Source organism: Novosphingobium sp. TK71 (assembly GCF_055361505.1).
Genome location: NZ_JBSZKA010000001.1, coordinates 83,558 through 106,937, shown reverse-complemented (window position 1 = coordinate 106,937; position 23,380 = coordinate 83,558). Strand labels below are relative to the sequence as shown.

Here is a 23,380-nt window from a genome sequence, read left to right as displayed (position 1 = left end):
GATCAGCCAATCATCATCAGGCTGGCATTGCCGCCCGCAGCGGTTGTGTTGACCGAGATCGACACCTCCTCCAGCAGGCAGTCCGGCGCGTAGGCCAGCGCGGCGCGCGGATCGGCAGGATACACGGGTACGATGCTCCCCGGCCGGTCCGCCATCTCGCGCAGGAGGGCCGACAGCTGTTCCGCCGATCCCTCGATCAGTGCGGCGGCCACCGCCGCCTCGCGCTCGATGGCAAAGACGGCAGTCACGAGCGTGGGCAGGCCGTCAGGCAATGGCATGCCCTCGATCCGTCCCCGGTTACCCGTGGCGAGCACCGCGGCCATCTGCTCGAACAACCCTGCCCGGGTCCTGGGACGCATCAGGATACAGCCGCGTGGGTGCAGGGCATAATGATTAAGCTCGCCCACGGGCCCCGGCAGCGTCTGCGCATGGCCGAGTGCCGAGGCAGCGCCATAGGCCTTCGCCTTAGCCGCAGCCGATGGTTCGCCCTGCGCCTCCAGCCAGGCGGCAAAAACGTCCAGCGCTTCGTCGCCCATCGCCGCAGACGCCAAGACGCGCGGTGCTTGCGTTACCAGACGCCCGAGATACAGCGGCCCTCCTGCTTTCGGCCCGGTACCGGAAAGGCCACGCCCGCCGAAGGGTTGGACGCCAACAACCGCTCCGATGACATTGCGGTTGATGTAGAGATTGCCCGCCTTGATCCGGGCGGTCACCGCCGCGACCGTTGCGTCGAGGCGCGTATGCAGGCCGAAGGTCAGGCCGTAACCCATGGCGTTGATCGCATCCACCAGATCCGTCATCGTCTCCCGGCGGTAGCGCAGGACGTGAAGCACGGGACCAAAGACTTCGCGTCCTATGTCCGCTAAACTTTGGATCTCAATGATCACGGGCGGCACGAAGCTGCCCGCCCCCGCCTCGTCCGGCAGCGCCTGGTGCTCGACGGATCGGCCAAGCGCTTCCATGGCCTCGACATGCTTCAGGATCGTCTCACGCGCATCGATGGTGATGACGGGACCGATGTCGACCGCCAGCCGGTCGGTGCGCCCGATCCTCAACTCCTTCAGCGCGCCTTTCAGCATGGCGAGCGTCCGATCGGCAACCTCCTCCTGAATGCACAGCAGGCGCAGCGCGGAACAGCGCTGTCCCGCACTGTCGAAGGCGGAGGCAATGACGTCCGCCACCACTTGCTCGGCCAGCGCGGAGCTGTCGACCAGCATTGCATTCTGTCCGCCCGTCTCCGCGATGAGCGGGATGGGCCTGCCGCCGGGCGAGAGCCGCATGGCGAGCTGGCGCTGGATCAGGCGCGCAACTTCCGTCGATCCAGTGAACATCACCCCCGACGTCTCGGGCGCTGCGACCAGCGCGGCGCCGATGGCACCATCGCCGGGGAGCAGTTGCAACACATCTTCCGGAATGCCCGCAGTATGAAGCAGCCTCACCGCCTCGGCCGCAATTAGGGGCGTTTCCTCGGCTGGCTTTGCAAGAACCGGGTTACCCGCGACAAGCGCTGCCGCGACCTGTCCGGTGAAAATTGCGAGCGGGAAATTCCACGGGCTGATGCAGGTGACTGGCCCAAGCGGGGTCTGTGCATCACCAAATGTAGCCCGAGCCTGAGCGGCATAATAGCGCAGGAAGTCGATCGCCTCGCGCACCTCCGCAATGGCGTTGGGCAACGACTTGCCTGCTTCGCGGACAATCAGGCCGAGGAGGATCGGCATCCGCGACTGCATGGCGTCGGCTGCCTTTTGCAGACAGACTGCGCGCTGCTCCACAGGCGTCGCAGCCCATCGGGCGGCAGCGAGCGCGGCGACCTTGGCGGCGTGAACGGCATCGCGCTCGAGCGCGAAGGCGACCGCGCCGACCTGGTCGCGATGATCGGCCGGGTTCACAGCAGGCCGAGCGCTGCGCTGGATCTGAAGTCCCGCAACCATAGGCGCGGCTTGCCAGTGCATGGCGACGCTGCGCTGAAGCGCCGCGGCGAGCATGGTCAGAGCCTCTTCGTCGCTGAGGTCAATTCCCGCCGAGTTGGGCCTGTCAGGATAGAGAGCGGACGGCAGCGCGATCGCGTCATGCCGCGCCCCCGGATGCGGCATCGCACGCACTGTCTCGACCGGATCCCCGATCATCGCCTCGACCGAAACGGCAGGATCGGCGATGCGATTGACGAAGGAGGAATTGGCGCCATTTTCCAGCAGCCGCCGCACCAGGTACGCCAGCAGTGTCTCGTACGTTCCCACAGGCGCATAGATCCGGCAGGGCCGGTCGAGCCTGTCGCTGCCCACGACCTGCTCATACAAAGCCTCGCCCATGCCGTGCAGGCACTGGAACTCATAGTCACCGACCGTGAAGTTTGGTCCAGCCAGATGATAGATGGCGCTGAGCGTCTGCGCATTATGAGTCGCGAACTGCGGAAACACCGCGTCGGGCGCGGCCAGCAGCTTTTTCGCGCAAGCGATATAGGCCACGTCCGTATGGACCTTGCGCGTGTAGACAGGAAAGTCGGCCAGGCCTTCGACCTGCGCGCGCTTGATCTCAGCATCCCAATAGGCACCCTTGACGAGGCGCACCATCATCCGCCTCCCGGCACGCCGGGCAAGGTCCACGATCCAGTCGATGACGAAGGGGCAACGCTTGCCATAGGCCTGCACGACGAAACCGAGCCCGTCCCATCCGGCAAGGCCGGGGTCAAGCGCGAGGCTCTCTAGCAAATCCAGTGACAGTTCGAGCCGGTCCGCCTCCTCCGCGTCGATGTTGAGGCCGATGTCATAACGTTTGGCCAGCAGCGCGAGCGCGCGGACGCAGGGGAGCAACTCGTCCTTCACCCGGCCAGCCTGCGCGCGGACGTAGCGGGGATGCAAAGCGGACAGCTTGATGGAAATTCCCGGCCCATCGTAGACTCCGCGCTGATCCGACGCCTTGCCGATGGCATGGATAGCGACTTCATAGTCGCGATAGTAGCGCGCCGCATCCGCCGCCGTGGTCGCTGCCTCGCCCAGCATGTCATAGCTGTAGCAAAAGCCCCTGGCCTCCAGCGGGCGGGTGCGCTTGAGCGCTTCTGAGATATTCTGGCCGGTCACGAACTGCTCGCCCATCATGCGCATTGCGAGATCCACACCACGCCGGATCACGGGTTCACCGGCGCGCGCCACCAGTCGCGTCAGCGCCGCGCCCAGCCCGCGATCATCCACACTGCCGACCAGCTTGCCGGTGACTACAAGGCCCCATGTCGCCGCATTGACGAACAGCGACTTGCCCTGCCCGAGATGCGCGCTCCAGTCGCCATCGGCGATCTTGTCGCGGATCAGCGCGTCGCGCGTCGCCGCATCGGGAATACGCAGCAGCGCTTCGGCCAGGCACATCAGCGCCACGCCCTCCTCGCTCGACAGCGAATATTCCTGCACCAGCCCCTCGACGCCGCTGCCCTTGTGCCCGGCACGCAGGGCCATGACGAGTTGCCGCGCCGTCTCCCGCACCGCTTCGCGCGTCGGGGCATCGAGCGCGGCCGCTTCAAGCAATGGCGCAATGCACGTCGCCTCGTCCCGGCGATAGGCTGCGGTGATCGCCCGGCGCAATGCGGATGGCACGCGGAGGGGCGGGGCGAAGGCGGCGAAGGGGAGGCTCGAGGTCATAGAGAGATCATAATGCAACCAGAGAAAACAATTTGACCATATTTGTGCTTTTAGCATATCAAAACGACTTTAATCACACCATACAATAGGCGTACTTTATGGAAAATTTAGTAGAATCAGTCGATATGGATGATTTTGATCGCAAAATCATCGCTGCCCTCTCGGCGGATGGCCGAATGACCGTCACTGACCTTGCCGCACATGTCGGCCTTTCCAAGACGCCCTGCCAGATTCGCCTGCGAAAGCTGATTCACAATGGCGTCATTCGCGGCTTCCGCGCCATCCTGGACCCTACGAAGATGGCTCTCGACCATGTTGCCTTTACGGAGGTGAAATTGTCCGACACCCGGGAGAGGGCCTTGGAAGAGTTCAACGCGGCCATCTGCCGGATTCCAGAAATTGAAGAGTGCCACATGATTGCCAGCAGTTTCGACTATCTTCTGAAAGTCCGTACGGCTGACATAAGGCGTTATCGGACAATCCTAGGGGAACGCATTTCCAGTCTGCCACACGTTGCAAGCACATCCACTTTTGTTGCAATGGAAACGGTCAAGGATCGTGGAGTGTGAACCTTTGCTCCGCCCCTCCGTCGGCTGTTTATTGACGGTGCCCACCCGTTCAGCGAGGCAAAGCGCGCAGCGTCGTGGGGTGATGCCTGCGCTACGCCTACTTCTCGTCGAGGGTTGCCGGGACGATGACGCCAGCGCCCCGTTCGCCCCGCGCCGCACAGGGCGCGACCGCACGCACGTGCACGTTAAGAATGTCCGCTCTCGTTGTGATCTGGACGCTGCCTGGCGCCAATTGTTCGAAACGATCGGGTCACGCACTCAGAATTTTGCGATCGATGTAATACAACAGGCCTGCGGCCAGGTTGCGAGCGCGAAGGGAACGCCCGCGCTGGCGGGCATCCTTATGGTGAGCATTTGTAAATCAACGAGAAAAAACTTGCGCGGCGATCGTTATACGACGTTCTCAGCTAGATATCCTGCAAGTTGCTTAGGCGATCGACGATCTAACACCCCATGCGCTCGCAGTATCGGCGCTCCACCGTCTCACGGATACGGGGCTGAATATCCGCAATGGCCCTTTCCATCTCGGGCACTATCGCGGTTCGTCCCTTGCGAAGCCAGGCTTTGCCAGCCGGACTTCTGTAGAAATCATTGATGCCGCGCAGTTCGCTCACCGAGAAGGTCGACGCGCAGCTGTCGAGCAGACGGTCGAGTATAGGTTCTTTCGCATCATGGAGCGTATCGTCGAGCGCGTCTTCAAACACGCGTGCCGACTTGCTACGACGAGAATGGCGCTCCGCCGCTGCCGAGCGAGCATCGCGCACGATGTCCTGGATGCGGCGATCCATGTCCTCCTCCACGCCGGCGAGGGCGATGGATTGACGGCAGAGGGACCGCTTCTCGTCCTGTTGCCAGCGTCCCGCCCCCCCGAATTGCGCCAACGAGGGCGATACCGAAAGCACTGCAGCGCTTGTAGCGAGCAGCGCGCAAATCAGCTTATGTTTCATATTTCACCTTGGAGACTGAATGTGACGCCGTGGGCCTAGCAGTCGGAATAGCCCTTGCGGACGCAGCGACCATATTCCTCTTCGCTCTTGCGAATTTTTCGCCCACGATTGCGGTCGGCTTCGTCCCGACTGGTCGTACTCCAGTCCACGGCCTTGCTTGTCGCCGTGATCGGTAGAGTTGCAACGGCGCAGCCCGAAAGCATGAAGATGCACGTCACGCCGAATCCTACCGCGAAAGGAGCGAAGAAGCTCCAGCCATTCCTATTTGGCAGCGCCGCCTGCGCACGGGGCGCGCTTTTAGAGGTACGGCGTGCCTGCGCCAGATCGTGTTGGGTTTCCATGACGTCTCCATCGGAAAAAAAGTGGTGAGACAGGCTTAGCGTGGAAGCATGGACGGCCGATGGAGCGACGGTTGAGGAGCGATCGAGTGTCTTAAAAGGTCCAACTCACACCGAACAGCCCGCTGTGCAGGTTTGCAGGACTACGCCGCACGCTCCAATCATCCGTTGGCGGATGCCCGCTATACTGCGTACTTCCGAATTCGAAGGTCGACGACCTGACATGCAGCATCCGGTACTCGACAAACGCGGCAAGATGCGGCGCCAGCTTCGCTCTCAGACCCGCCTTCACCTGACCGGCAAAGGCCCGTGTCACATCATGATCGCGGGAGTTGAAATGATTGACCGGTTCGGCCGTATCATTGGTCAGTTCGATGGGCCCTCCGGGATTGGTTTGATAGGACGCCGCCTTTCTGGCGGCAACGAACGCCACTCCCGCGCCCGCGCCGACATAAGGCGTGAGGCGACTACCGGTGTCGAAAAACAGCACGCCGTTGACCATCACCGTGTCGTAGTTCAGCCGGGTTCGATTGCTGAAACGGTGCTGGCCGGCAGCATAGTGCTCTTCCACGTAGCTACTGGGATCGGCCAGTCCCGCGGCACCGGCTGAACCTATGTTGGCCGCATGCTCGGTGTTGCGATTGCTTAAGGCCGTCCGGTCACTGGTCGAATAATGGGCATATTCCAGTTCGATTCCGGGGCGAAGGCCTGAGCTTATGGGCGCGAACATATAGCCAATGTGCACGCCGAACGCCTGCCCTGTATCCCGTCTGGATCGGCCCTCGACGGCCACCGGCAGATCGAAGTCTCGATATCCATCAAGACGCCATTCGCCGCGCCGATGGGCCATGCCGCTTTGCCGCACCTGCTGTCGTTCAGCCATAGCTATGCCACCAAATGCTCCCACATAGACTTCACCATCATTGGCGAGGGCCGGAGTGGCGATGGTGATTGCCAGCCAGGACACAACCGACGCCACCCCACGGGAGGGCCGCCCCGCCCCATCTCGCTTCCCGCATGGGAATAAACTTCTCGGCGAGAACCGTTCAAACTTGAATAACATGACGACCGTCCTTGCTGTCATAGCTGGAGGGTAGCTCGGTCGACAGAGTGGAGTTTGTGAGAAGAAACTATGGAGCATCTATCTTCAGACGATAACCGGTGTGCTCTTCTCGGCGAAACGTGCCGCGACTTATCGCTTAGGATATTTGCTATTCGTCGCAGTACGATGCGACAGAGCCATCATACTCCCATACAGATAGCCGTTTCGATCGGACGCAGAGTGCTTGTGCTGCTGCTCAGGCGGATAGGGTATTGTCATCGGAGCGGCGCGGGCCATGCCTCTCTCGCGAATTTGGAGATGCGTCGATATGACAACCACGCTGGACGATCATGATTTCGGCGCCGGCCTCTATGCCGGCATCGCGCCAGAGGCGGATCCAAGCTTTTTCGCTCCGCTGTGGCATGTGATCGGACTGGCACATCTTATATCGACCGACCTGAACCGAATTGCCGGTCGCCATGGTTTGTCGATTGCCGATCTATTGCTGCTGGGTGCCCTGCGCATAGCGGGTCGACCGCTTCGTCCTACCGATCTCGCCACCCAGTTGCATGTGTCCAACGCAGCTCTGACAGCACGGATAACCCGTTTGGCTGGAGCCGGGCTGATCATCCGTTCACCATGCCCTGACGACAAAAGGGCGTTCGCTCTCACACTCACGATGGAGGGCAGTGATAGCGCGGACATGGCTATTGCCCAGATTTGCCAACAGGGACATTTCGCCCGTCACTATCGACGGCTCGAGCAAGCCGATCGCGACCACTTCGCAGTTCTACTCTCAACATTGCACGATATGATGAATCGCGACTTCGTCCCGGGCCACGGCGCGTCTCGTTAAGACCTTAAACAAGCCGGACTTGCAGCCAGGCTATAGTTTCGTTCACCTCCATCCCGCATGAATATTCGGGAGGACATGTGTTCGACGTCTCACTCAGCTTCGATATGCGGTCCGCGCCATTCGGCGCGCGCCATGAAGAACTCTACGAAGCCGTCCTCGAGATGGCAGCCTTCGCCGACGAGAACGGCATCGAGAATATCATTTTGTCCGAGCATCATGCCTCCGAGGATGGTTACATACCCGCACCAGCACTGCTTGCGGCCGCGATCGGCGCGCGGACACAGAGCATTGCGATCACGTTGGGCGCTATCGTACTGCCGCTTCATGATCCCGTTAAGGTCGCCGAGCAGATCGCCGTGACAGACCTGATCTGCAGGGGCCGGCTTCATACAGTCCTCGTAGCAGGTTACGCGCGTCACGAATTCGCGGCGTTCAACCGGGATTTTCACAAGCGTGGCCAGATGCTCGATCATGGGCTGGACATACTCACCCGCGCGCTTGCCGGAGAGCGTTTCATCGACGAGGACCGGGAGGTCTTCGTGCGCCCCCTGCCTGTGCAGTCAAGCAAACTGCTGGTCGGCGGAGGTGTGCATGCGGCCGCCATCCGGGCGGCGCGCTTTGGCCTTGGATTTTGGCCGATGAAGCATGAGCTGATACCTGTCTATATCGAAGCGTGCCGGGAGCTGGGCAGGGTTCCGGGACCCGTGATGACGACCGCGACAGGTGTTCACGTGACTGAGGACGTTGATCGCGGATGGGAGGAAATCGGCCCATATGTCCTGCATCAGATACAAGCCTATGCCGCGATCAGCGGCGATTCACAGGACTCGCATTCTCCGATGCACGGACTGACATCCATCGAAGCGATAAAATCATCGGGCATCGTGCAGGTCGTGACGCCCGAACAATGCGCTGATCTATCCTTGCGCGGCCCCATTGCTCTGGTCCCTCTTGCAGCGGGATTGCCGCCACCGATCGGCTGGAAAAGCCTAAAATTGTTCGTGGAGAAGGCACTCCCTCTTATCTCCCAGCGCAACCGTTCCTCCGCTGGATTGGTGAAAGGCCGGTCCTGAACCGGGAAACCGCGCGAAGCCACCTGATCATGGCTCATGTTTCGACCAGCCCCCCGCCGAGCGCGACATAGAGCGATACGCTGTTCTGAAGGTCGGTCGCGCGCAACTGGAGCAGTTGCTGCTCGGCCGCGAACAGGTTCCGTTCCGCGTCGAGGACCTCGAGATAGATGGCGATGCCATTGTCGTAGCGCTGACGCGCGGTCCGCGCGAGGCGGCGCTGCGCCGATACCGTCCGCGATTGCGCCTCGATCTGTTCCAGCAGTCGGCGGCTCGCCACCAGAGCGTCGGCAACCTCCTGGAACGCGCCCTGGACCGCACGCTGATAAGCCGCGGTCAGTTCGTCGGCGCGCGCCCTGCTCACGCGTACCTGCGCGGAGCGCCGGCCCCAGTCGAAGATGGGCAGGTTCAGCGCACCGCCGAAGGACCAGGCCTTGTTTCCGCCATCGAACAGGGTGTCGAGGGCGGTAGAGGCGAAGCCATAGTTGCCGGTGAGCGAAATGGACGGGAAGAATTGTGCGCGTGCCGCGCCGATGTCCGCATTGGCAGCCCGCAGATTATGTTCGGCCTCCAGGACATCGGGCCGACTGGCCAGCACGGCCGACGGCACGCCCGCCTCGATCGCCCGAACCTGCTGCGCGGGATCGAGCGGCTTGCCCGTGGGCAGCGCTGCCGCCCCGGACGGCCCGCCGACCAGGACATCGAGCAGATTGCGCGCCTGTTCCGTCGTACGCTGTATCTCGGCAAGCTCGGTCTGGGCCTGGGTCAGGAGCAGCACCGATTGATCATAGTCGACGGTCGACGTGACCCCGGCATCGAGGCGTTTCTGGGCGATGCGGACGCCTTCACGCCGGCCTTCAAGCGTTCGTTCGGAAAGATCGATCCGTTCTTCGCCTGCGCGGATGTCGTAATAGGCTGCCGCGACCTGCGCGATGAGCGAGAGGCGAAATGCCCGGGCGCCCTGCTCGGAGGCCAGATAGCGCTGGCGTTCGGCTTCCGCGAGATTGCGGACCCGCCCCCAAAGATCCAGTTCGAAGGCGCTCACACCGACATTGGCGGTATATTGGGTAAACTCGATCGCGCCCGCATTCGCGGGAGCGCCCACGCCCATCGCACCAAGAGGCTGCCTGCTGCGCGTGCCCTGACCATTCGTCTCCAGGGTGGGAAGGCGGTCGGTGGCCTGGATGCGGAACTGCGCGCGAGCCTGCTCGACCCGCGCGAGCGATTGGGCCAGGTCGCGGTTATTCTCGAGCGCCCCGGCAATGAGCGCCTGCAGCCGGTCGTCGCGGAAGAAGTCCCGCCACCCCAGCGATGCGGCATCCTGGCCCGCTACTCCTGCAGTAGGAGCATGCGCCGGGAACTGCGCGGCGACAGGCAAGTCCGGCTGCACATATTTGGGCGCGAAATTGCAGCCGGCGAGCAGGGTTACGAGCAGGAGCGAGGGATAGGATTTATGCATTATGGCTCTCCTGCCGGGCCGCGTTTGCATCAAGCCACGAGGCATCCTCCCCTTCGGGATCGCGCCTCTTGCTGAGGAAGCGCCGCGCCAGCACATAGAATACGGGAGTGAAGAAGATGCCGAGCACCGTCGCCGCGATCATGCCGCCGACGACCCCGGTGCCCACTGCCTGCCGGCTCGCAGCGCCTGCGCCCGAGGCGATGAACAGCGGGAGCATGCCCAGGATGAAGGCGAGGCTGGTCATCAGGATCGGGCGCAGGCGCTGCCGTGCGGCTTCGACGGTCGCCTCGAACACCGATTTCTCACCCGTCTCGTCTTCCAGCGCAAACTCGACGATCAGGATCGCATTCTTGGCAGCAAGACCGATGATGGTGATCAGGCCGACGTTGAAGTAAACATCGGCCGACATCCCCCTCCCCATAGTGAAGATGACCGCCCCCAGGATGCCGAACGGCACGACAAGCAGCACCGAGAGCGGGATGCCCCAGCTGTTGTACAAGGCCGCCAGCAGAAGGAACACGACGACAAGGCTCAGCCCGAGCAGCATGCCGATTTGGCCGCCCGCCTGCTTCTCCTCGTAAGCCGTACCGGTCCAGTCATAGGCCAGCGAGCCGGACAGCGCATCGCCCGCAATCCGCTCCATGGCCTCCAGCGCGGCGCCCGAGGATTCGCCTGGCGCAGCCGAGCCCGAAATGGTGAGCGAGGGGTATCCGTTGTAGCGCTCGAGCTGCGCGGGACCGGACTGCCAGCGAACACTGGTGAAGGCGCTGAAGGGGACCATCTGCCCGTCCTGCCCGCGCACCTGAAGCGCGAGGATGTCGTCAGGCTTCATGCGGGCCGTCGCTTCGGCCTGGAGATAGACGCGCAGCGTATTGCCGTCCCGGGTGAAGTCGTTGGCATAGGCCGAGCCGAAATTGATCGCCAGCGTCTGGTTGACGTCGCCGATCGAGAGGCCGAGCGCCCGCGCCTTGACCCTGTCGATATCGACATAAAGCTGGGGCGCATCCCCCTGCCCATCCGGCCTTACGCCGGACAGCAGCGGTTCCTTCGCCGCGGCGGCGATGATGGCGTCGCGAGCAGCGATCAGACCGGCTCGGTCGGTCCCGGACCGGTCCTCGATCTTCATAGAAAAGCCTGTCGCATTGCCGAGCGCGGAAATTGGAGGCGGATTAAGAGCGAAGATGGTCGCTGTCGTGACATTGCCGACGGCGCGCTGGATGCCCCCGATGAGGGCCTGGGCGCTGTCCTTCTCGCCACCGCGCTCGTCCCATGGCTTCAGATCGACGTAGGAGAGCGCAGCGCCCTGGCTCTGGCCATAGAAGTTATAGCCCTGCAGAGTGATGATGTTGCGCACCTGGGGCTGCTGCTTGAGATAAGCCTCCGCCTTGAGGACGGCCGTTTCGGTCCGCTGCATGGTCGCACCGACCGGCGCATCGTAATTGACCAGCACATAGCCCTGATCCTCGGTGGGCAGGAAACCGCCAGGCAGCCGCGTAAAGAGGAGAGCCGTCACCAGGCACATGGCGAGGAAGACTGTCATCCACCGGATCGGCGAATGGATCATCCGCGAGACGCTGCCGCCGTAGCGGTGGCTGGAGCGATCGAAGAAGCCGTTGAACCAGTTGAAGAAGCGCTTGGGCCAGCCGCGGATGCCCGGCGCCGGCGCATCGTGATGCGTTGGGGGATGCGGCTTCAGGAGCGTCGCGCACAATGCCGGCGTGAGTGTCAGCGCCAACACGGCGGAGAAGAAGATAGAGACGGCCAAGGTGACCGAGAACTGCCGGTAGATGCCGCCGGTGGACCCCGGGAAGAAGGCCATCGGCACGAAGACGGCGACCAGCACGAGCGTTATGCCGATGATCGCGCCGCGGATCTGGCCCATCGCCTTGATCGTAGCGAGACGAGGCGGAAGCCCTTCCTCCGCCATGATCCGCTCGACATTCTCGACCACGACAATGGCATCGTCGACAAGGATGCCGATCGCCACCACCATGGCAAACAGGGACAGCGTGTTGATCGAGAAGCCGAACAGGAAGAGACCAAGACAGGCGCCTGCCAATGCGATGGGAACGACGATCGCGGGAATGAGCGTCGCGCGCCAGTTCTGCAGGAAGATAAACATGACGAGGAACACCAGGACCATAGCCTCCACCAGGGTCTGGATGACGCTCGCGATCGAGGCGTCGATGAAGGGCGTCGTATCGAAACCGACCTTCCATTCCAGCCCGGGAGGGAAATTGCCCTGGAGCTCGGTCAGCCGGGCACGTACGGCCTCTGCAGTAGCAACAGCGTTGGCGCCAGAGGCGAGCTGGATACCCATGCCCGCAATCTCGTTACCGTTGAGCCGCGCCTTGAAGCCGTAGTTGTCGGCACCCAGTTCAACGCGGGCGACGTCGCCCAGGCGAATAGCCGAGCCATCCTGTCCTGCACGAATAATGATCTGCTTGAACTGTTCGGGATCGGTGAAACGGTTCTGCGTCACGATCTTGGCGGTAAATTCCGCCTCCCGCGTGACCGGTTGTTCGCCGATCCCGCCGCCGGCGACCTGGCTGTTCTGCTCCTGCACCGCTGCCAGCACTTCGGTCGGCGAAAGCGAATAGCCCGCGAGCTTGGCGGGATCGAGCCAGATGCGCATCGCATATTGCGAGCCGAACAGCAGCACGTCGCCGACGCCGGGTACGCGTCGCAATTCATTCACGACATTGTTGCTGGCATAGTTGCCGATCTCGAGGGCGGACATCGACTTGTCGGGCGATGACAGCCCGACCAGCATCAGGAAGCCCGAACTGTTGTCGGTTATCTGGATGCCCATCTGTTGTACGGCCTGCGGCAGCCGGGGCTCCGCCCGATTGAGCCGGTCGCGCACATTGCTTCTTGCGACGTCGAGGTCGGTGCCGGACTCGAAGGTCAGCGAGATCTGGCCGGTGCCATTGGCCCTGCTGGTCGCGTTCATGTAGAGGAAGCCGTCGATACCGCTCAGTTCTCGCTCGATGACTGACGTCACATTGCGGTCAAGCGTATCGGCATCGGCGCCGGTATAGGTGTAGCTGAGATTGAGCGAGGGCGGCGCAACCGAGGGATACTGCTCGACAGGCAAGGTCGACAGCGCGATGACGCCGGCCAGTGCGATAAATGCAGCGATGACCCAGCCGAAGACGGGCTTATAAACGAAAAAACGGTCCATGGCTCAATGCTCCCGCGCTGCGGGCGATGATAGTGCTGCGCCTTGCCCCGGCGCGGTGCGCGCCTTCTGGGCCGGCGCGGCGCGCGCCTTCTGACCAGGGCGTGCTTTCTGCCACCCCTCGACAATGACACGCTCGCCGGCCTTAAGACCCGACTGCACCACCCAGTTATTACCAAGCAATGTTCCCAGCGTGATGGGCCGGGTAACGACTATGTCGTCCTTGCCCAGGACCGAGACACTGGCCTGTTCGCCCTTGAACTGGACTGCCCGAGCCGGGACGACAATGCCGTTGGGGATCGTACCGGCCTCGATCCGTCCGCGCACGAACTGGCCCGAGTTCAGCAGTTGCTGAGGATTGTCGATGCGCGCCCGGATGGTCTGGCTGCCGGTCGCTGGGTCGACGCTGGCACCCGTGAAATCTATGCGCCCAGCGATCGGGTAAGGCGCGCCGTTCTCCATGATCAGGCGAACGGAGACGCTATCGGGCGAGGGCAGCTTCAGTGCACCGGAACGCGCCTTCTGGATGATGTCGAGGATGGCTGCATTGGATTGCGAAAAGACCGCATAGACCGGCGTAATCTGGTCGATGCGGGTCATCAATGTCGCCTGCCCGCCGCTGACGAGAGCGCCTTCGGTGACTTCAGCGCGGCCTGCGCGGCCCGCGATCGGGGCCCGCACCGTAGTGAAGCCCAGTTGCAGACGGCTGCGATCCAGCGCCGCCCTGCCCTCGGTCACCTGACCTTGTGCCTGTGCCAGATCAGATCGGGCGGAATCATATTCCTGCCCGCTCACCGCACGATCTGAGATGAGGGGTTCGTAGCGTTTGACAACAGCCTGGGCATTGTCACGCAGCGCCTGCGCACGTTGCAGCGTTCCTTGCGCCTGCTGGACCTGCGCGCGATAGTCGCGGGCATCGATCTGGAAGAGCGGCGTGCCGGCGCTGACGATCGAGCCTTCCTCGAAAAGCCGATGCTGGACGATGCCGTCGGTGCGCGCCCTCACCTCCGCCGTGCGCACGGCCTGGATACGGCCGGGAAGTTCGAGAACATTCGGGACTTCCTGGGCTTTAAGCGTGATAGTCTCGACAAGGGGTGCGCTGGGCGCCTGCTGGGGCTTGTCGCCGCCGCAACCGGTCAAGGCGGTGGTCGCAAGCGCGGCTGCCAGGGCGGCATAGGGGGCAATTCTCAAAATCTTGTCTCCATCCCGCGGTCGTTCACGTGATGGGCACCACACCTAAGACCTTTGATGGAGATATGATGGAGGTCTGGTGCAGGCTCTATGGACAGCGGTCCTCCATCGCATCTCCATCATTCCCGAACGCGACCTCCACGAAGATGGGCGATGCTTGCCTGGATATTCTTCCTAACCCCTTGGCCTTTGTCTTAACGGAGCCTCCGTCCATGTTTCGTACGCGTCGCCCCCAAGGCCTGGGACTGGCTATGATGCTTGTCGCTACGCTGAGCCTGGCGGCCTGCGCCAGCCCTAGACCCATCGCCTATTCCGGTCTGGCTTCCTCGTCCAAACTACGGCCAAGCCCCCGAGGGGTCTCTTCGAAGACACCCTATCAGTATACGACCGACGTCAATTGGCGGCGCTATTACAAGGCCGTGATCGACCCCGTGGGAATCTACGATGGCCCCGACGCACAGTTCCCCAAGCTGTCGCCTGAAGACCGCGAGCAGCTGGCGCACTATATGCAGGATGAGTTTGAAAAGGAGCTGGGCAGGACATTCGAACTGGTGAAACGTCCTGGCCCCTCTACCCTTCGGATCCACCTCACTTTAACAGGCGCCACGCCGTCCAAGTCGGTGTTAGGGCCGTTGTCCCGCTTCGATCTGGCCGGCGGCCCCTACAACGCCTTCCAGGGCGTCCGCGGGAAGGAGGGGACGATGACCGGTTCGGTCATCTATGCCGTCGAAATCTATGACGGCGCGAACGGCGCTCTGCTCCTAGCCGAAATCACCAAGCAATATCCCAACGCGATGAATATTGGAGCGAGCTTTGGTGCGCTCAATGCGCCCATGGCCGGAATACGAAAAGGTGCTGTCGAGCTCAATGAGAGACTTGGCGGCAAGGACCAGCGGCGATAATCCAAATGTCACAAACAGGCATTTTTTAGACGCTCTCTACATTTTACAATGATCTTGCCATGAACAATTCTCCTCAATTATCGAGATTGAGGAGATCGTACAGGTAATTATAAGTTACCATTGCCCTCACATCCCACGACTGGACTAAACATAATCATTTCCTATATTTAAAATTTCACTATGTCTGCAAGTTCTATAAAAATAAGTCAGAATATATCTGTCGAGAAATGTTTCCCCAATCGACTCTTTCACCCGAAAGCCATTCGTCGTTATAATATGTATAAGAATATCGTTCGCCGCCGTCACATAGTAACGTCACGATGCTACCACTCTCTTTTGCCGAGCTCATCTCGAGAATAATTTTTGCACATGCATATAGACTTGTTCCAGTCGATCCGCCAACCAGGCTTCCTAGTCGATCGCTCAGAGCTCGCATCGCGCCAATGCTTTGAGCATCCTCAACCTCAATCGTTCGATCGATGACTGTGGGAACGAAGCTTGGTTCTACTCGGGGTCGACCAATACCTTCGATGCGGGAACGACACCCCTCCGGAAGCAATGTCACCTTTCGATCCGCATAATGACGATGGAACACAGAATTAACAGGGTCGGCTACACACAATTTCGTCTGATGTCTCTGGTATCGAATGAAGCGCCCGATTGTCGCGGAGGTGCCCCCGGTGCCTGCTCCGCAAACAATCCATGTCGGTATCGGATATTCTTCGTGCGCTAGCTGAGAAAAAATACTTTGGGCTATGTTGTTGTTGCCACGCCAATCTGTCGCACGCTCAGCGTAGGTGAACTGATCTAGGTAGTGGCCACCAGTTTCAATCGCCAATATTTGAGACACTGCATAAATGGATCGAGGATCATCGACCATATGAATCTCGCCGCCTTGAAAGCGTATTGCCTCAAGCTTTGGTGTGGCGGTATTCGCGGGAACCACGGCAATGAAACGCAAACCCAACATTTTTGCGAAGTACGCCTCACTTACCGCCGTTGACCCCGAAGACGCTTCAATTAAACAGCTATTTGTCCCTATCCATTCATTTCATAGAGCGTACAGTAAAATAGACTGCGCCAAACGGTGCTTTAGACTCCCAGTCGGATTACTACTTTCATCTTTCAAGTATAATTTGATGGCGGGATGGCGCGGGAGATCGACACGAATCAGATGAGTGTCAGCAGATCGATTGTAATCCTAGCGGCCATAGCTGTTCCGGCTGCTGCTCACCTGATCCTCCTGGCCAAGATGATGATCCATCTCCGCATTGAGCGCGCGTTCGGCAAAAACCTTCTTCAATGTATCGAGCAGGCCACCCTGGCTGAGCGCGGCCACGCGTCAGTGCCCGCCAGCAACTGGTCGAGAATGTCGTTCGGTATCGCAGACATAAGCAGACATAGTAGGTCTCCTTAATCATTATGCCTCGCCGCACACCAAATTCCTGACAGTCCCTGTTGCCCGCGTCGAACCTGCGCTTTGCTGCTGTGATGGCGTCTTGACCGACTGGTTGTCGATCACTACCGCGTTGGGGCTTGCTTCCAGTCCCTCACGCTGCAAGCTAAGGCAACAATTCGATGTCGGGGATCGTCCGGAACAGGACTGGCGTGCCAGTTCTTGGAACCAGTCTTAGACTGTCAGTCAGGTCCCCAAATGTATCAGTAGCATCTGCCAACCAGTCCCCGACCGTACCATTTAGCGCATCGCATTGATCAGTTCGCCGAAGTCCGCTTCACCCGGGCACTCCCGACTTGGGCATCGGTGGCACAATGCAATCCCACTCCTCAGCTATCGGATCACTGTAATGCCGCCTCGTCTCTTCGCACTTTCGTCAATCATATCATGTTCCACTGGATTGAAAGATGCCCCGTAACTGAAGGTGGGGCAGAACCTTATCCAGCAGCAGTGCCACCGACCGATTGGAACCGCCGGGCAAGGCGATGAAACCATCCATGGCGCCCGCATCGGCCCACCGCCCTATTTCACGAACCGCATCGTCAGGCCGCCCGACGAAGAGCCAATGGGCCGATCCGGCCACCTCGGGACGGGACAGAAGATCGCACACCGTCGGCGCATCGCGGGCAATCAGCCGTCGTAAAAGGGCTGCGTGCGTGCGGCTGCGCACCCTCTGTTCCTGTTCTGGCAGCATGTCCAACGTGATCTTCTGGCTCTCGGGCATCACGCTGACATCCAGTCCCAAATTGTCGGCGATCATGCGATATTTGCGCGCATCTCCCAGCCCTCGATGTGTTTCGGCGAACAGATCGAGGGCTTCCGCCTCGCTGTCCGCGAGATAGAGGCTGAGCCCCGGCAGGATGCGCACCCCATCGGGATCGCGTCCATAGCTTGCGGCACGCTGACGAATGTCCTGCCGCAAGTCTATGGCTGCGGCCATGTCAGGCGTAGCGGCAAAAACTCCATCGGCTACACGCGCCGCGAATTCGCGCCCCTCGGGCGACGCACCCGCTTGGAACAGCGGAATGCGTCCGCCCGAAAATGCCGGGAGGTTGAGCGGCCCTTCGACCGAAAAGTGAGCGCCATGGTGATCGATCGGCCGGACCTGATCGATATGTCCATAGAACCCGCTGCCACGATCGCATGCCAACGCCTCTGCTGGATAGCTCGACCAGAGTTTGAGAACGACATCGGTAAATTCGGCCGCACGGGCGTAGCGCTCTGCCGATGAGGGTAATGGCTCGCTCGCGAAATTACCGCTTCCATCTATCGAGGTGACAATGTTCCAACCCGCCCGGCCATTGCTCAGCCAGTTGAGCGACTGCAGCTGTCTCGCGACGATATAGGGCGGGTAGAAGCTGGTGGACGTGGTAGTGACGAGCCCGATCCGTTGGGTCTCACGCGCGATCGCCGTGAGGAGCAGGGTCGGATCAAGGCTGCTGAACCCCGGAGAAGCCGCGAGCGCGGAGCGATCGAGGAAGAGTGAGTCCGGCCTGAACAGGAAATCCACCCCCGCGGCTTCGGCGCGCCGGGCGATGTCGACGTAGAAGTCGCTCGAATATATGTCCTCGATCCGGCTCTCGGGCCGGCGCCATCCATTGCCCGTCAGCCAGGTTATCGCGAGGCTGAGGCCGACGCACAGGGGCGGTGTCGTTGTCATGCCGAAGCTCCGGGCCGAGCACTGACGGGCACGACCATCGGCGCGCCGGTGACGGGATCGGGCATGACCAGCGAGTCCATACCGAACACGTGCGCGATCCTCTCTCGCGTGAGCACATGCGCGGGCGAGCCGCTGGCCTCGATGGCGCCCGCCCTCATCGCGATCATATAGTCCCCATAGCGCGCCGCCAGGTTGAGATCGTGCAGCACCATCACGAGCGTTCGCCCCCTGGTGCGGTTGAGACGCCGGCACAGGTCGAGCAGTTCGAGCTGATGGGCGATGTCGAGGTAGGTAGTCGGCTCATCCAGCAGCATGAGCGGGGTATCCTGCGCGAGCGTCATGGCCAGCCAGACACGCTGCCGCTGACCGCCTGAGAGCGCGTCGACCGGACGGTCGGCGAGATCGGCGATCCGCGTGTCGGCCATAGCGGTAGCGACGGCCCGCTCGTCCTCAACCGACCATTGGCGCAGCAGGCTCTGATGGGGATATCGGCCCCGCGCCACCAGATCGGATACGCTGATGCCCTGGGGTGCGATCGACGACTGCGGCAGCAAGGCCATCGTCCGCGCCAGATCCCTTGCCTTCCACTCCCGGATGTCACGGCCCTGGAGCAGGACGCGGCCCAGAGATGGCGTGAGCAGCCGCGACAGCGCACGCAAGAGGGTCGATTTGCCGCATGCGTTTGGACCGACAATGATGCTGATCCGACCCGCCGGGATGGCGATGTCGAGGTTATGGGAGATTTCGCGCGCATCATAGCGCAGGGTCAGACCCTCACCGCGCAGGATCGTGCTGTCTTCGTCTATTTCGTTCATCACAGCGCCTTCGAACGGCTGATGAGCCAGGCCAGGTAGAGCCCGCCGATGAGGCCGGTCACGCGGCCGATCGGCAGCGTCAAGCTCAAGCTCAGCGATTGGGTCAGGACATCGGCGAGCATCAGGAGCACCGCGCCGACAAGGGCCGCGGTGAGGATCGGCATATCGCCGGAACTCGTCACGCTTCGCGCGATCTGGGGGGCGGCGAGCGCAATGAAGGCGATCGGCCCTGCCGCGCCGGTCGCGAGTGCGGCCAGCACGACCGCGATGCCCATTGCCAAAAGACGACAGCGCTCGACGTGGACACCGAGCTGCCGTGCCATATCATCGCCCATCTCGATCAGGCGCAGCGGGCGGGCGCAGAGCATCGCCAGCGGCGTCAGGAGCAGAGCGCCAAGCGCCACGGGCAGCGCATGGCTCCAGTTGCGGGCATTGAGCGACCCTGCCAGCCAGAGGTTGGCCATCACCGCATTGTCGAGTTGTCCGCGCACCAGCAGCAGGCCATTCAACGCCGAAAGAACCGAGCCGACACCGATGCCGACCAGCACCAGCCGATGGCTCGCGACCGCACCATCGCGCCGGGCAAGCAGGTAGACCAGGATCGCCGTCAGCATGCCGCCGCTGATGGCCGCCGCCGCCACGGCAAGCGGAGATGGGCCGAGGAGCACAATCCAGCCGATCGCGCCCGTCGCCGCGCCGGTGAGAAAACCGATGACGTCGGGCGATCCCAGCACATTGCGCGACACGGACTGAAAAATCGCCCCGGACACGCCGAGCGCCGCGCCAACGCCGCAGGCGGTGATGACGCGCGGCAGGCGGATATCGACTATGATCCTGCGGGCCGCATCGTCGCCCGTCCCTGCCGCAAGTATCCCCATCACGCGCGCGAAGGGTACGTCGATGCGTCCCATCGTGAGCGCTGTAAGTGCCAGGATCAGGAGCGCGACCAGCAGGCCCGCGCCCACCACCAGTGCCCTGGGGGAGACGATGACCGAGAAGCGGGCTGCTCGCCATATCCGGCGTCGGCCGTTTGCCAAGATCCGGGCGCTGGTCATGGACGACCGGGCCTTTGGCCGCGCACCATTGCGATGAAGAAAGGCCCGCCGATCAGCGCGATCATGATGCCGACGCCGACTTCGCCCGGTCTCGCTACCAGCCGCCCGGCCATATCCGCCAGCGTCATCGTACCGGCCGACAGCAGCATCGCCCAGGGAAGGAGGCGGCGGTGCGCGGTTCCCACGATCGCGCGCGCGGCATGTGGGGCGGTCAGCCCGAGGAATGCGACAGGTCCCATAGCGGCGGTCGCGGCCCCTGAAAGAAGGATGACCGCGCAAGCTGCCAGCGCCCATATCCGCTCCGGATTACTGCCGAGCGATCGGGCAAGATCATCGCCGAGCGCGACCGCGTCCAGGCTACGGGCGAGGCCCAATACGATAAGCAGCCCAGCGCCGATCGGCAAAGCGACCGCGCCAAGCACGGCATAACCGCGTCCTTCGAGCGAGCCGACGGTCCAGTGCCGGAACTGGTCGAATATCTCCGCTTCGCTGTTAATCGTCACCATATGCGTGACGGCGAGAAACATGACCGTCAGAGCCGATCCGGCCAGCACCACCCGTACCGGATTCATGCCCTGACGGACACCGCCGAGCAGATAGACAGCCACACCGGCCAGCGCTGCGCCGGCAAGGCCGAACCAGACATAGGCGCCGGCCTCGGTCATCCCGAAGAAGGCGATGGCAATTGCAATGCCGGTCGCAGCGCCGGCGTTGACACCGAAAAGGCCGGGGTCCGCCAGCGGATTGCGCGTCAACGCCTGCATCACCACGCCGGCGGCGCCCAACGCTGCGCCGACGACGAGTGCGGCGAGCGCACGGGGGATACGCAGATGCCGGACCAACAGATGCTTGCTGTCGGAGGGGTCGAACGCAAAAACCGCATCCCGCGTCTCACGAAGCCGCAAATCTTCCGCGCCTATGCATATGCTCGCGGCGGCCAGCAGGAGGACGAGCGCAATGCCAGCGACCAGCCAGAGACCCTGGCCACCGGGGTGCAAGCGACCACGGCGGCCGCCATCCGCCCCGCTCATTTCCCGAGAGTCTTGACGATGCCGTCGATGATCTGGGTAGCGCTGTAATAGTCGATCCTGAAGCTGTTGGCGCCCAGGCTCTGCACCTGCCGCGCGCGAACAGAGGGCAGGTTCGCCAGCACCGGATCGCCCAGAAATGCCGCAACCCGCTCCTCATTTGCGCGCAGGAGGAAGGTGGTCGATGCCGTCAGACGGGTCAGCATCTCATAGGGCGCCCAGACAAAGTCGCCCCGCGCTTCCGTCGCAGCGTGCCAGGCCGGATCCGGGTCTTCGACTGTAAAGCCAAGCGCGGCAAGGAGACGGCCATGTGCGCCATTGGCGGTTGCGATCGGATTGGTCGTGCCCGCGCCATTGAAGCTGATGATGTTGACCTTCCCCGTCGGTACGGCGATCCGGTTGCGGGCTTGTGCGACATAGCGGTCGAATTCGGCGATCCGCGCGGCCGCTTTCGCCTCCAGCCGTGTTGCCTTGCCGAGCTGAATAGCCAGATCCTGCCAGGACTGGCTGCCATAATCGACGAGGATGGTCGGGGCGATGGCCCGCAGTTCGCCTAGTTGTCCAAGCGCGGAGTCGGCACCGCCCGTCGAAACCACGATGAGGTCGGGCTTAAGCGCAATCGCAGCCTCGATGTCGACGTCGCCCGCGGGCCAGATATTCTCGACACCCCGTGCCCTGGCGACGTCCGCCCATTGCGGAAAATACTGGCCGTTGGCGGCCGAGGCGCTGGCGGCCAGCGGGGCATCGATGGCCAGCAATGTGCCGGTCACCGACGCGGAGGTGGACAGGATGCGTCGGGGTGTCGCTGGAATGTCGGTGAAACTGCCGTCGGCATTGTTGAAGCGGATGGTCCCCTCGGCTCGAGGCGCTGAATCCTTGGAAGTCTCTCCGCAAGCCGTCAGACCGCCCATCATGAGCGACGATGCAAACAGCCCCAACGACATGACCGCATGTCTGCGCGTCATGACCAAACCATCGCTCCGGGGGTCAGGCCCCATCATTTCTCTTGCGCCCGCCACAGGGCCCCCTATTATTGCGAATGAGTCGCATTAATTGCTTTGAGGCCGAAAACGCAAGTGGGTCGCCTATTGCGAGATGCGGAAATGCTATCGCGCAATCGCGGGTGCCGCGCATGGCTATGCCTCACATCCCGCAGATGAGATGAGAAAGCCATGCCGTCTTCGGGCGTTTCGACTACTGCCGCACTGTCCGTCGCTGATGTGTTGAGGCAGGCGGCGCAGCCCTCGCTGAACGCCAGCGCGGTCACCGGCGATGGGGCTGGACCGGATCGATCCATCGTTTCAGGCCAGTTGTTCTCGCGCGAGGTTCAGGGTGGGCTCTTCGTCAACACGCATGACATCCTCTATCTCGGCGATTGTGCGCTCGATGCGCGCAAGGATCGCTCGCTCAGCTGTGGACTCCTCCTCGCGGGCGAAGTGGCTCCGATCGGCATTCGCGGATATGACCCGGTCGTACAGACGCGCGGACGCCCGTTTCTCTTCGGTCTTGGCCAGCCTACCCAATGCGACAGGTTCTGGCGCGCGGGCACGCGCAGCCGCGGCGCGGGGATCACACTGACGCCGACCTTTCTGGAGCGCTTTGGCGAGCATGTCGCCGAAGACGGCCTCCTGATGTTGCATGACTATCTGCGTCCGGGCGCGCGCTCGGTGGTCCTGCCGCCATCGCGCATGCTTGCGCAGATCGCGGCGCGGCTGCTCGAGCACCCTTATCGTGGACCTCTCGCGACACTGTTTCTCGAGAGCAGCGCGCTTCAGTTCGTGTTGGAAATCGCGATCCTGCTGCGGGACGAGGACCGGATCGTGGGCCGCCTGGGGCGCTGGCATCGCGACCGGGTGGTGGAGGCGCGCGAGATACTCGATGCCGGGCTTGCCAATCCGCCCAGCTCCATAGAGCTTTCCCGCCAGGTAGGCGTGAACCTCACTACGCTGCAGGAGAATTTCAAGGCGGCCTATGGCATGACGCTGTTCGCCTATGTTCGCACCGAACGGCTGAAGCTCGCCCGTGAACTCATCCTCGACCAGGGGCTCGGTATCGCCGAGGCCGGATACCGCGTCGGCTTCGGCAGTCCCGCTGCCTTTACCGCCGCCTATCGGCGCCATTTCGGCCACCCGCCTTCAGCGGAGCGCGGCACCGTTCTCAATTGAGCGGCGCCGTCTCCTGA

At 62.1% G+C, this 23,380-nt stretch carries 17 protein-coding genes and 2 pseudogenes; 5 read left to right on the top strand and 14 right to left on the bottom strand.

The window, feature by feature from the left end; genetic code table 11:
• Window positions 1–2: 2 nt before the first annotated feature.
• Window positions 3–3,629 (bottom strand): trifunctional transcriptional regulator/proline dehydrogenase/L-glutamate gamma-semialdehyde dehydrogenase, encoded by a 3,627-nt coding sequence (gene putA, locus ACXJ16_RS16820; RefSeq protein WP_463922682.1) that lies wholly within the window; start codon window positions 3,627–3,629, stop codon window positions 3–5.
• A gap of 125 nt (window positions 3,630–3,754) precedes the next feature.
• On the opposite strand from putA, the gene ACXJ16_RS16815 reads away from it, so the two are divergent.
• Window positions 3,755–4,198 carry an Lrp/AsnC family transcriptional regulator gene (locus tag ACXJ16_RS16815; protein WP_463922681.1) on the top strand — a complete coding sequence of 148 codons (444 nt, stop codon included), beginning with the start codon at window positions 3,755–3,757 and terminating at the stop codon, window positions 4,196–4,198.
• 443 nt (window positions 4,199–4,641) lie between these two features.
• On the opposite strand, the gene ACXJ16_RS16810 is transcribed toward ACXJ16_RS16815, so the two are convergent.
• The 3 genes from ACXJ16_RS16810 to ACXJ16_RS16800 all read right to left on the bottom strand — a co-directional run bounded on the left by ACXJ16_RS16810 (window position 4,642) and on the right by ACXJ16_RS16800 (window position 6,450).
• A complete protein-coding gene (locus tag ACXJ16_RS16810) occupies window positions 4,642–5,145 on the bottom strand; it encodes a DUF2059 domain-containing protein (protein ID WP_463922680.1) in 504 nt (167 codons plus the stop codon).
• A 35-nt stretch (window positions 5,146–5,180) separates the two neighbouring features.
• The gene (locus ACXJ16_RS16805; protein WP_463922679.1) at window positions 5,181–5,486 is read right to left on the bottom strand and encodes a hypothetical protein; all 306 of its coding nucleotides are present in this window, start codon (window positions 5,484–5,486) and stop codon (window positions 5,181–5,183) included.
• 91 nt (window positions 5,487–5,577) lie between these two features.
• Window positions 5,578–6,450 (bottom strand): hypothetical protein, encoded by an 873-nt coding sequence (locus tag ACXJ16_RS16800; RefSeq protein WP_463922678.1) that lies wholly within the window; start codon window positions 6,448–6,450, stop codon window positions 5,578–5,580.
• A gap of 403 nt (window positions 6,451–6,853) precedes the next feature.
• Between ACXJ16_RS16800 and ACXJ16_RS16795 the strand changes: the two genes are divergently transcribed.
• Together ACXJ16_RS16795 and ACXJ16_RS16790 are read left to right on the top strand one after the other, a co-directional pair.
• On the top strand, window positions 6,854–7,381 hold the full coding sequence (locus ACXJ16_RS16795; protein WP_463922677.1) for a MarR family winged helix-turn-helix transcriptional regulator: 528 nt from the start codon (window positions 6,854–6,856) through the stop codon (window positions 7,379–7,381).
• A gap of 77 nt (window positions 7,382–7,458) precedes the next feature.
• On the top strand, window positions 7,459–8,454 hold the full coding sequence (locus ACXJ16_RS16790; protein WP_463922676.1) for an LLM class flavin-dependent oxidoreductase: 996 nt from the start codon (window positions 7,459–7,461) through the stop codon (window positions 8,452–8,454).
• 34 nt (window positions 8,455–8,488) lie between these two features.
• On the opposite strand, the gene ACXJ16_RS16785 is transcribed toward ACXJ16_RS16790, so the two are convergent.
• The 3 genes from ACXJ16_RS16785 to ACXJ16_RS16775 are packed head-to-tail and all read right to left on the bottom strand — an operon-like array spanning window position 8,489 to window position 14,282.
• Complete coding sequence (locus tag ACXJ16_RS16785; protein WP_463922675.1) at window positions 8,489–9,910, bottom strand: efflux transporter outer membrane subunit; 1,422 nt, start codon at window positions 9,908–9,910, stop codon at window positions 8,489–8,491.
• Window positions 9,903–13,094 carry a multidrug efflux RND transporter permease subunit gene (locus ACXJ16_RS16780; protein WP_463922674.1) on the bottom strand — a complete coding sequence of 1,064 codons (3,192 nt, stop codon included), beginning with the start codon at window positions 13,092–13,094 and terminating at the stop codon, window positions 9,903–9,905. Before ACXJ16_RS16780 ends, ACXJ16_RS16785 begins: the two co-directional genes overlap by 8 nt.
• Window positions 13,095–13,097: 3 nt before the next feature.
• The gene (locus ACXJ16_RS16775) at window positions 13,098–14,282 is read right to left on the bottom strand and encodes an efflux RND transporter periplasmic adaptor subunit (RefSeq protein ID WP_463922673.1); all 1,185 of its coding nucleotides are present in this window, start codon (window positions 14,280–14,282) and stop codon (window positions 13,098–13,100) included.
• A 212-nt stretch (window positions 14,283–14,494) separates the two neighbouring features.
• Between ACXJ16_RS16775 and ACXJ16_RS16770 the strand changes: the two genes are divergently transcribed.
• On the top strand, window positions 14,495–15,184 hold the full coding sequence (locus ACXJ16_RS16770) for a DUF3313 domain-containing protein (protein WP_463922672.1): 690 nt from the start codon (window positions 14,495–14,497) through the stop codon (window positions 15,182–15,184).
• 193 nt (window positions 15,185–15,377) lie between these two features.
• Here the strand turns inward: ACXJ16_RS16770 and ACXJ16_RS16765 are convergent.
• From ACXJ16_RS16765 to fepB, 7 genes and pseudogenes are all read right to left on the bottom strand, one after another.
• Window positions 15,378–16,385, bottom strand: a pseudogene (locus ACXJ16_RS16765) (PLP-dependent cysteine synthase family protein); the annotation flags it as partial.
• A 3-nt stretch (window positions 16,386–16,388) separates the two neighbouring features.
• Window positions 16,389–16,576, bottom strand: a pseudogene (locus ACXJ16_RS16760) (IS256 family transposase); the annotation flags it as partial.
• Window positions 16,577–17,025: 449 nt separating this feature from the next.
• Entirely contained in the window at window positions 17,026–18,300 is a 1,275-nt protein-coding gene (locus tag ACXJ16_RS16755) for an NtaA/DmoA family FMN-dependent monooxygenase (protein ID WP_463922670.1), read from the bottom strand.
• Complete coding sequence (locus ACXJ16_RS16750; RefSeq protein WP_463922669.1) at window positions 18,297–19,115, bottom strand: ABC transporter ATP-binding protein; 819 nt, start codon at window positions 19,113–19,115, stop codon at window positions 18,297–18,299. The genes ACXJ16_RS16755 and ACXJ16_RS16750 overlap by 4 nt, the downstream gene beginning before the upstream one ends.
• On the bottom strand, window positions 19,115–20,170 hold the full coding sequence (locus ACXJ16_RS16745) for a FecCD family ABC transporter permease (RefSeq protein ID WP_463922668.1): 1,056 nt from the start codon (window positions 20,168–20,170) through the stop codon (window positions 19,115–19,117). Before ACXJ16_RS16745 ends, ACXJ16_RS16750 begins: the two co-directional genes overlap by 1 nt.
• Window positions 20,167–21,201: a FecCD family ABC transporter permease gene (locus tag ACXJ16_RS16740; RefSeq protein ID WP_463922667.1), complete on the bottom strand. Its 1,035-nt coding sequence runs from the start codon at window positions 21,199–21,201 to the stop codon at window positions 20,167–20,169. The genes ACXJ16_RS16745 and ACXJ16_RS16740 overlap by 4 nt, the downstream gene beginning before the upstream one ends.
• Complete coding sequence (gene fepB / locus ACXJ16_RS16735) at window positions 21,198–22,163, bottom strand: Fe2+-enterobactin ABC transporter substrate-binding protein (protein WP_463922666.1); 966 nt, start codon at window positions 22,161–22,163, stop codon at window positions 21,198–21,200. Before fepB ends, ACXJ16_RS16740 begins: the two co-directional genes overlap by 4 nt.
• Window positions 22,164–22,370: 207 nt before the next feature.
• Between fepB and ACXJ16_RS16730 the strand changes: the two genes are divergently transcribed.
• Window positions 22,371–23,363, top strand: coding sequence for a helix-turn-helix transcriptional regulator (locus tag ACXJ16_RS16730; protein ID WP_463922665.1), 993 nt, complete (start codon window positions 22,371–22,373; stop codon window positions 23,361–23,363).
• Window positions 23,364–23,380: the final 17 nt, after the last annotated feature.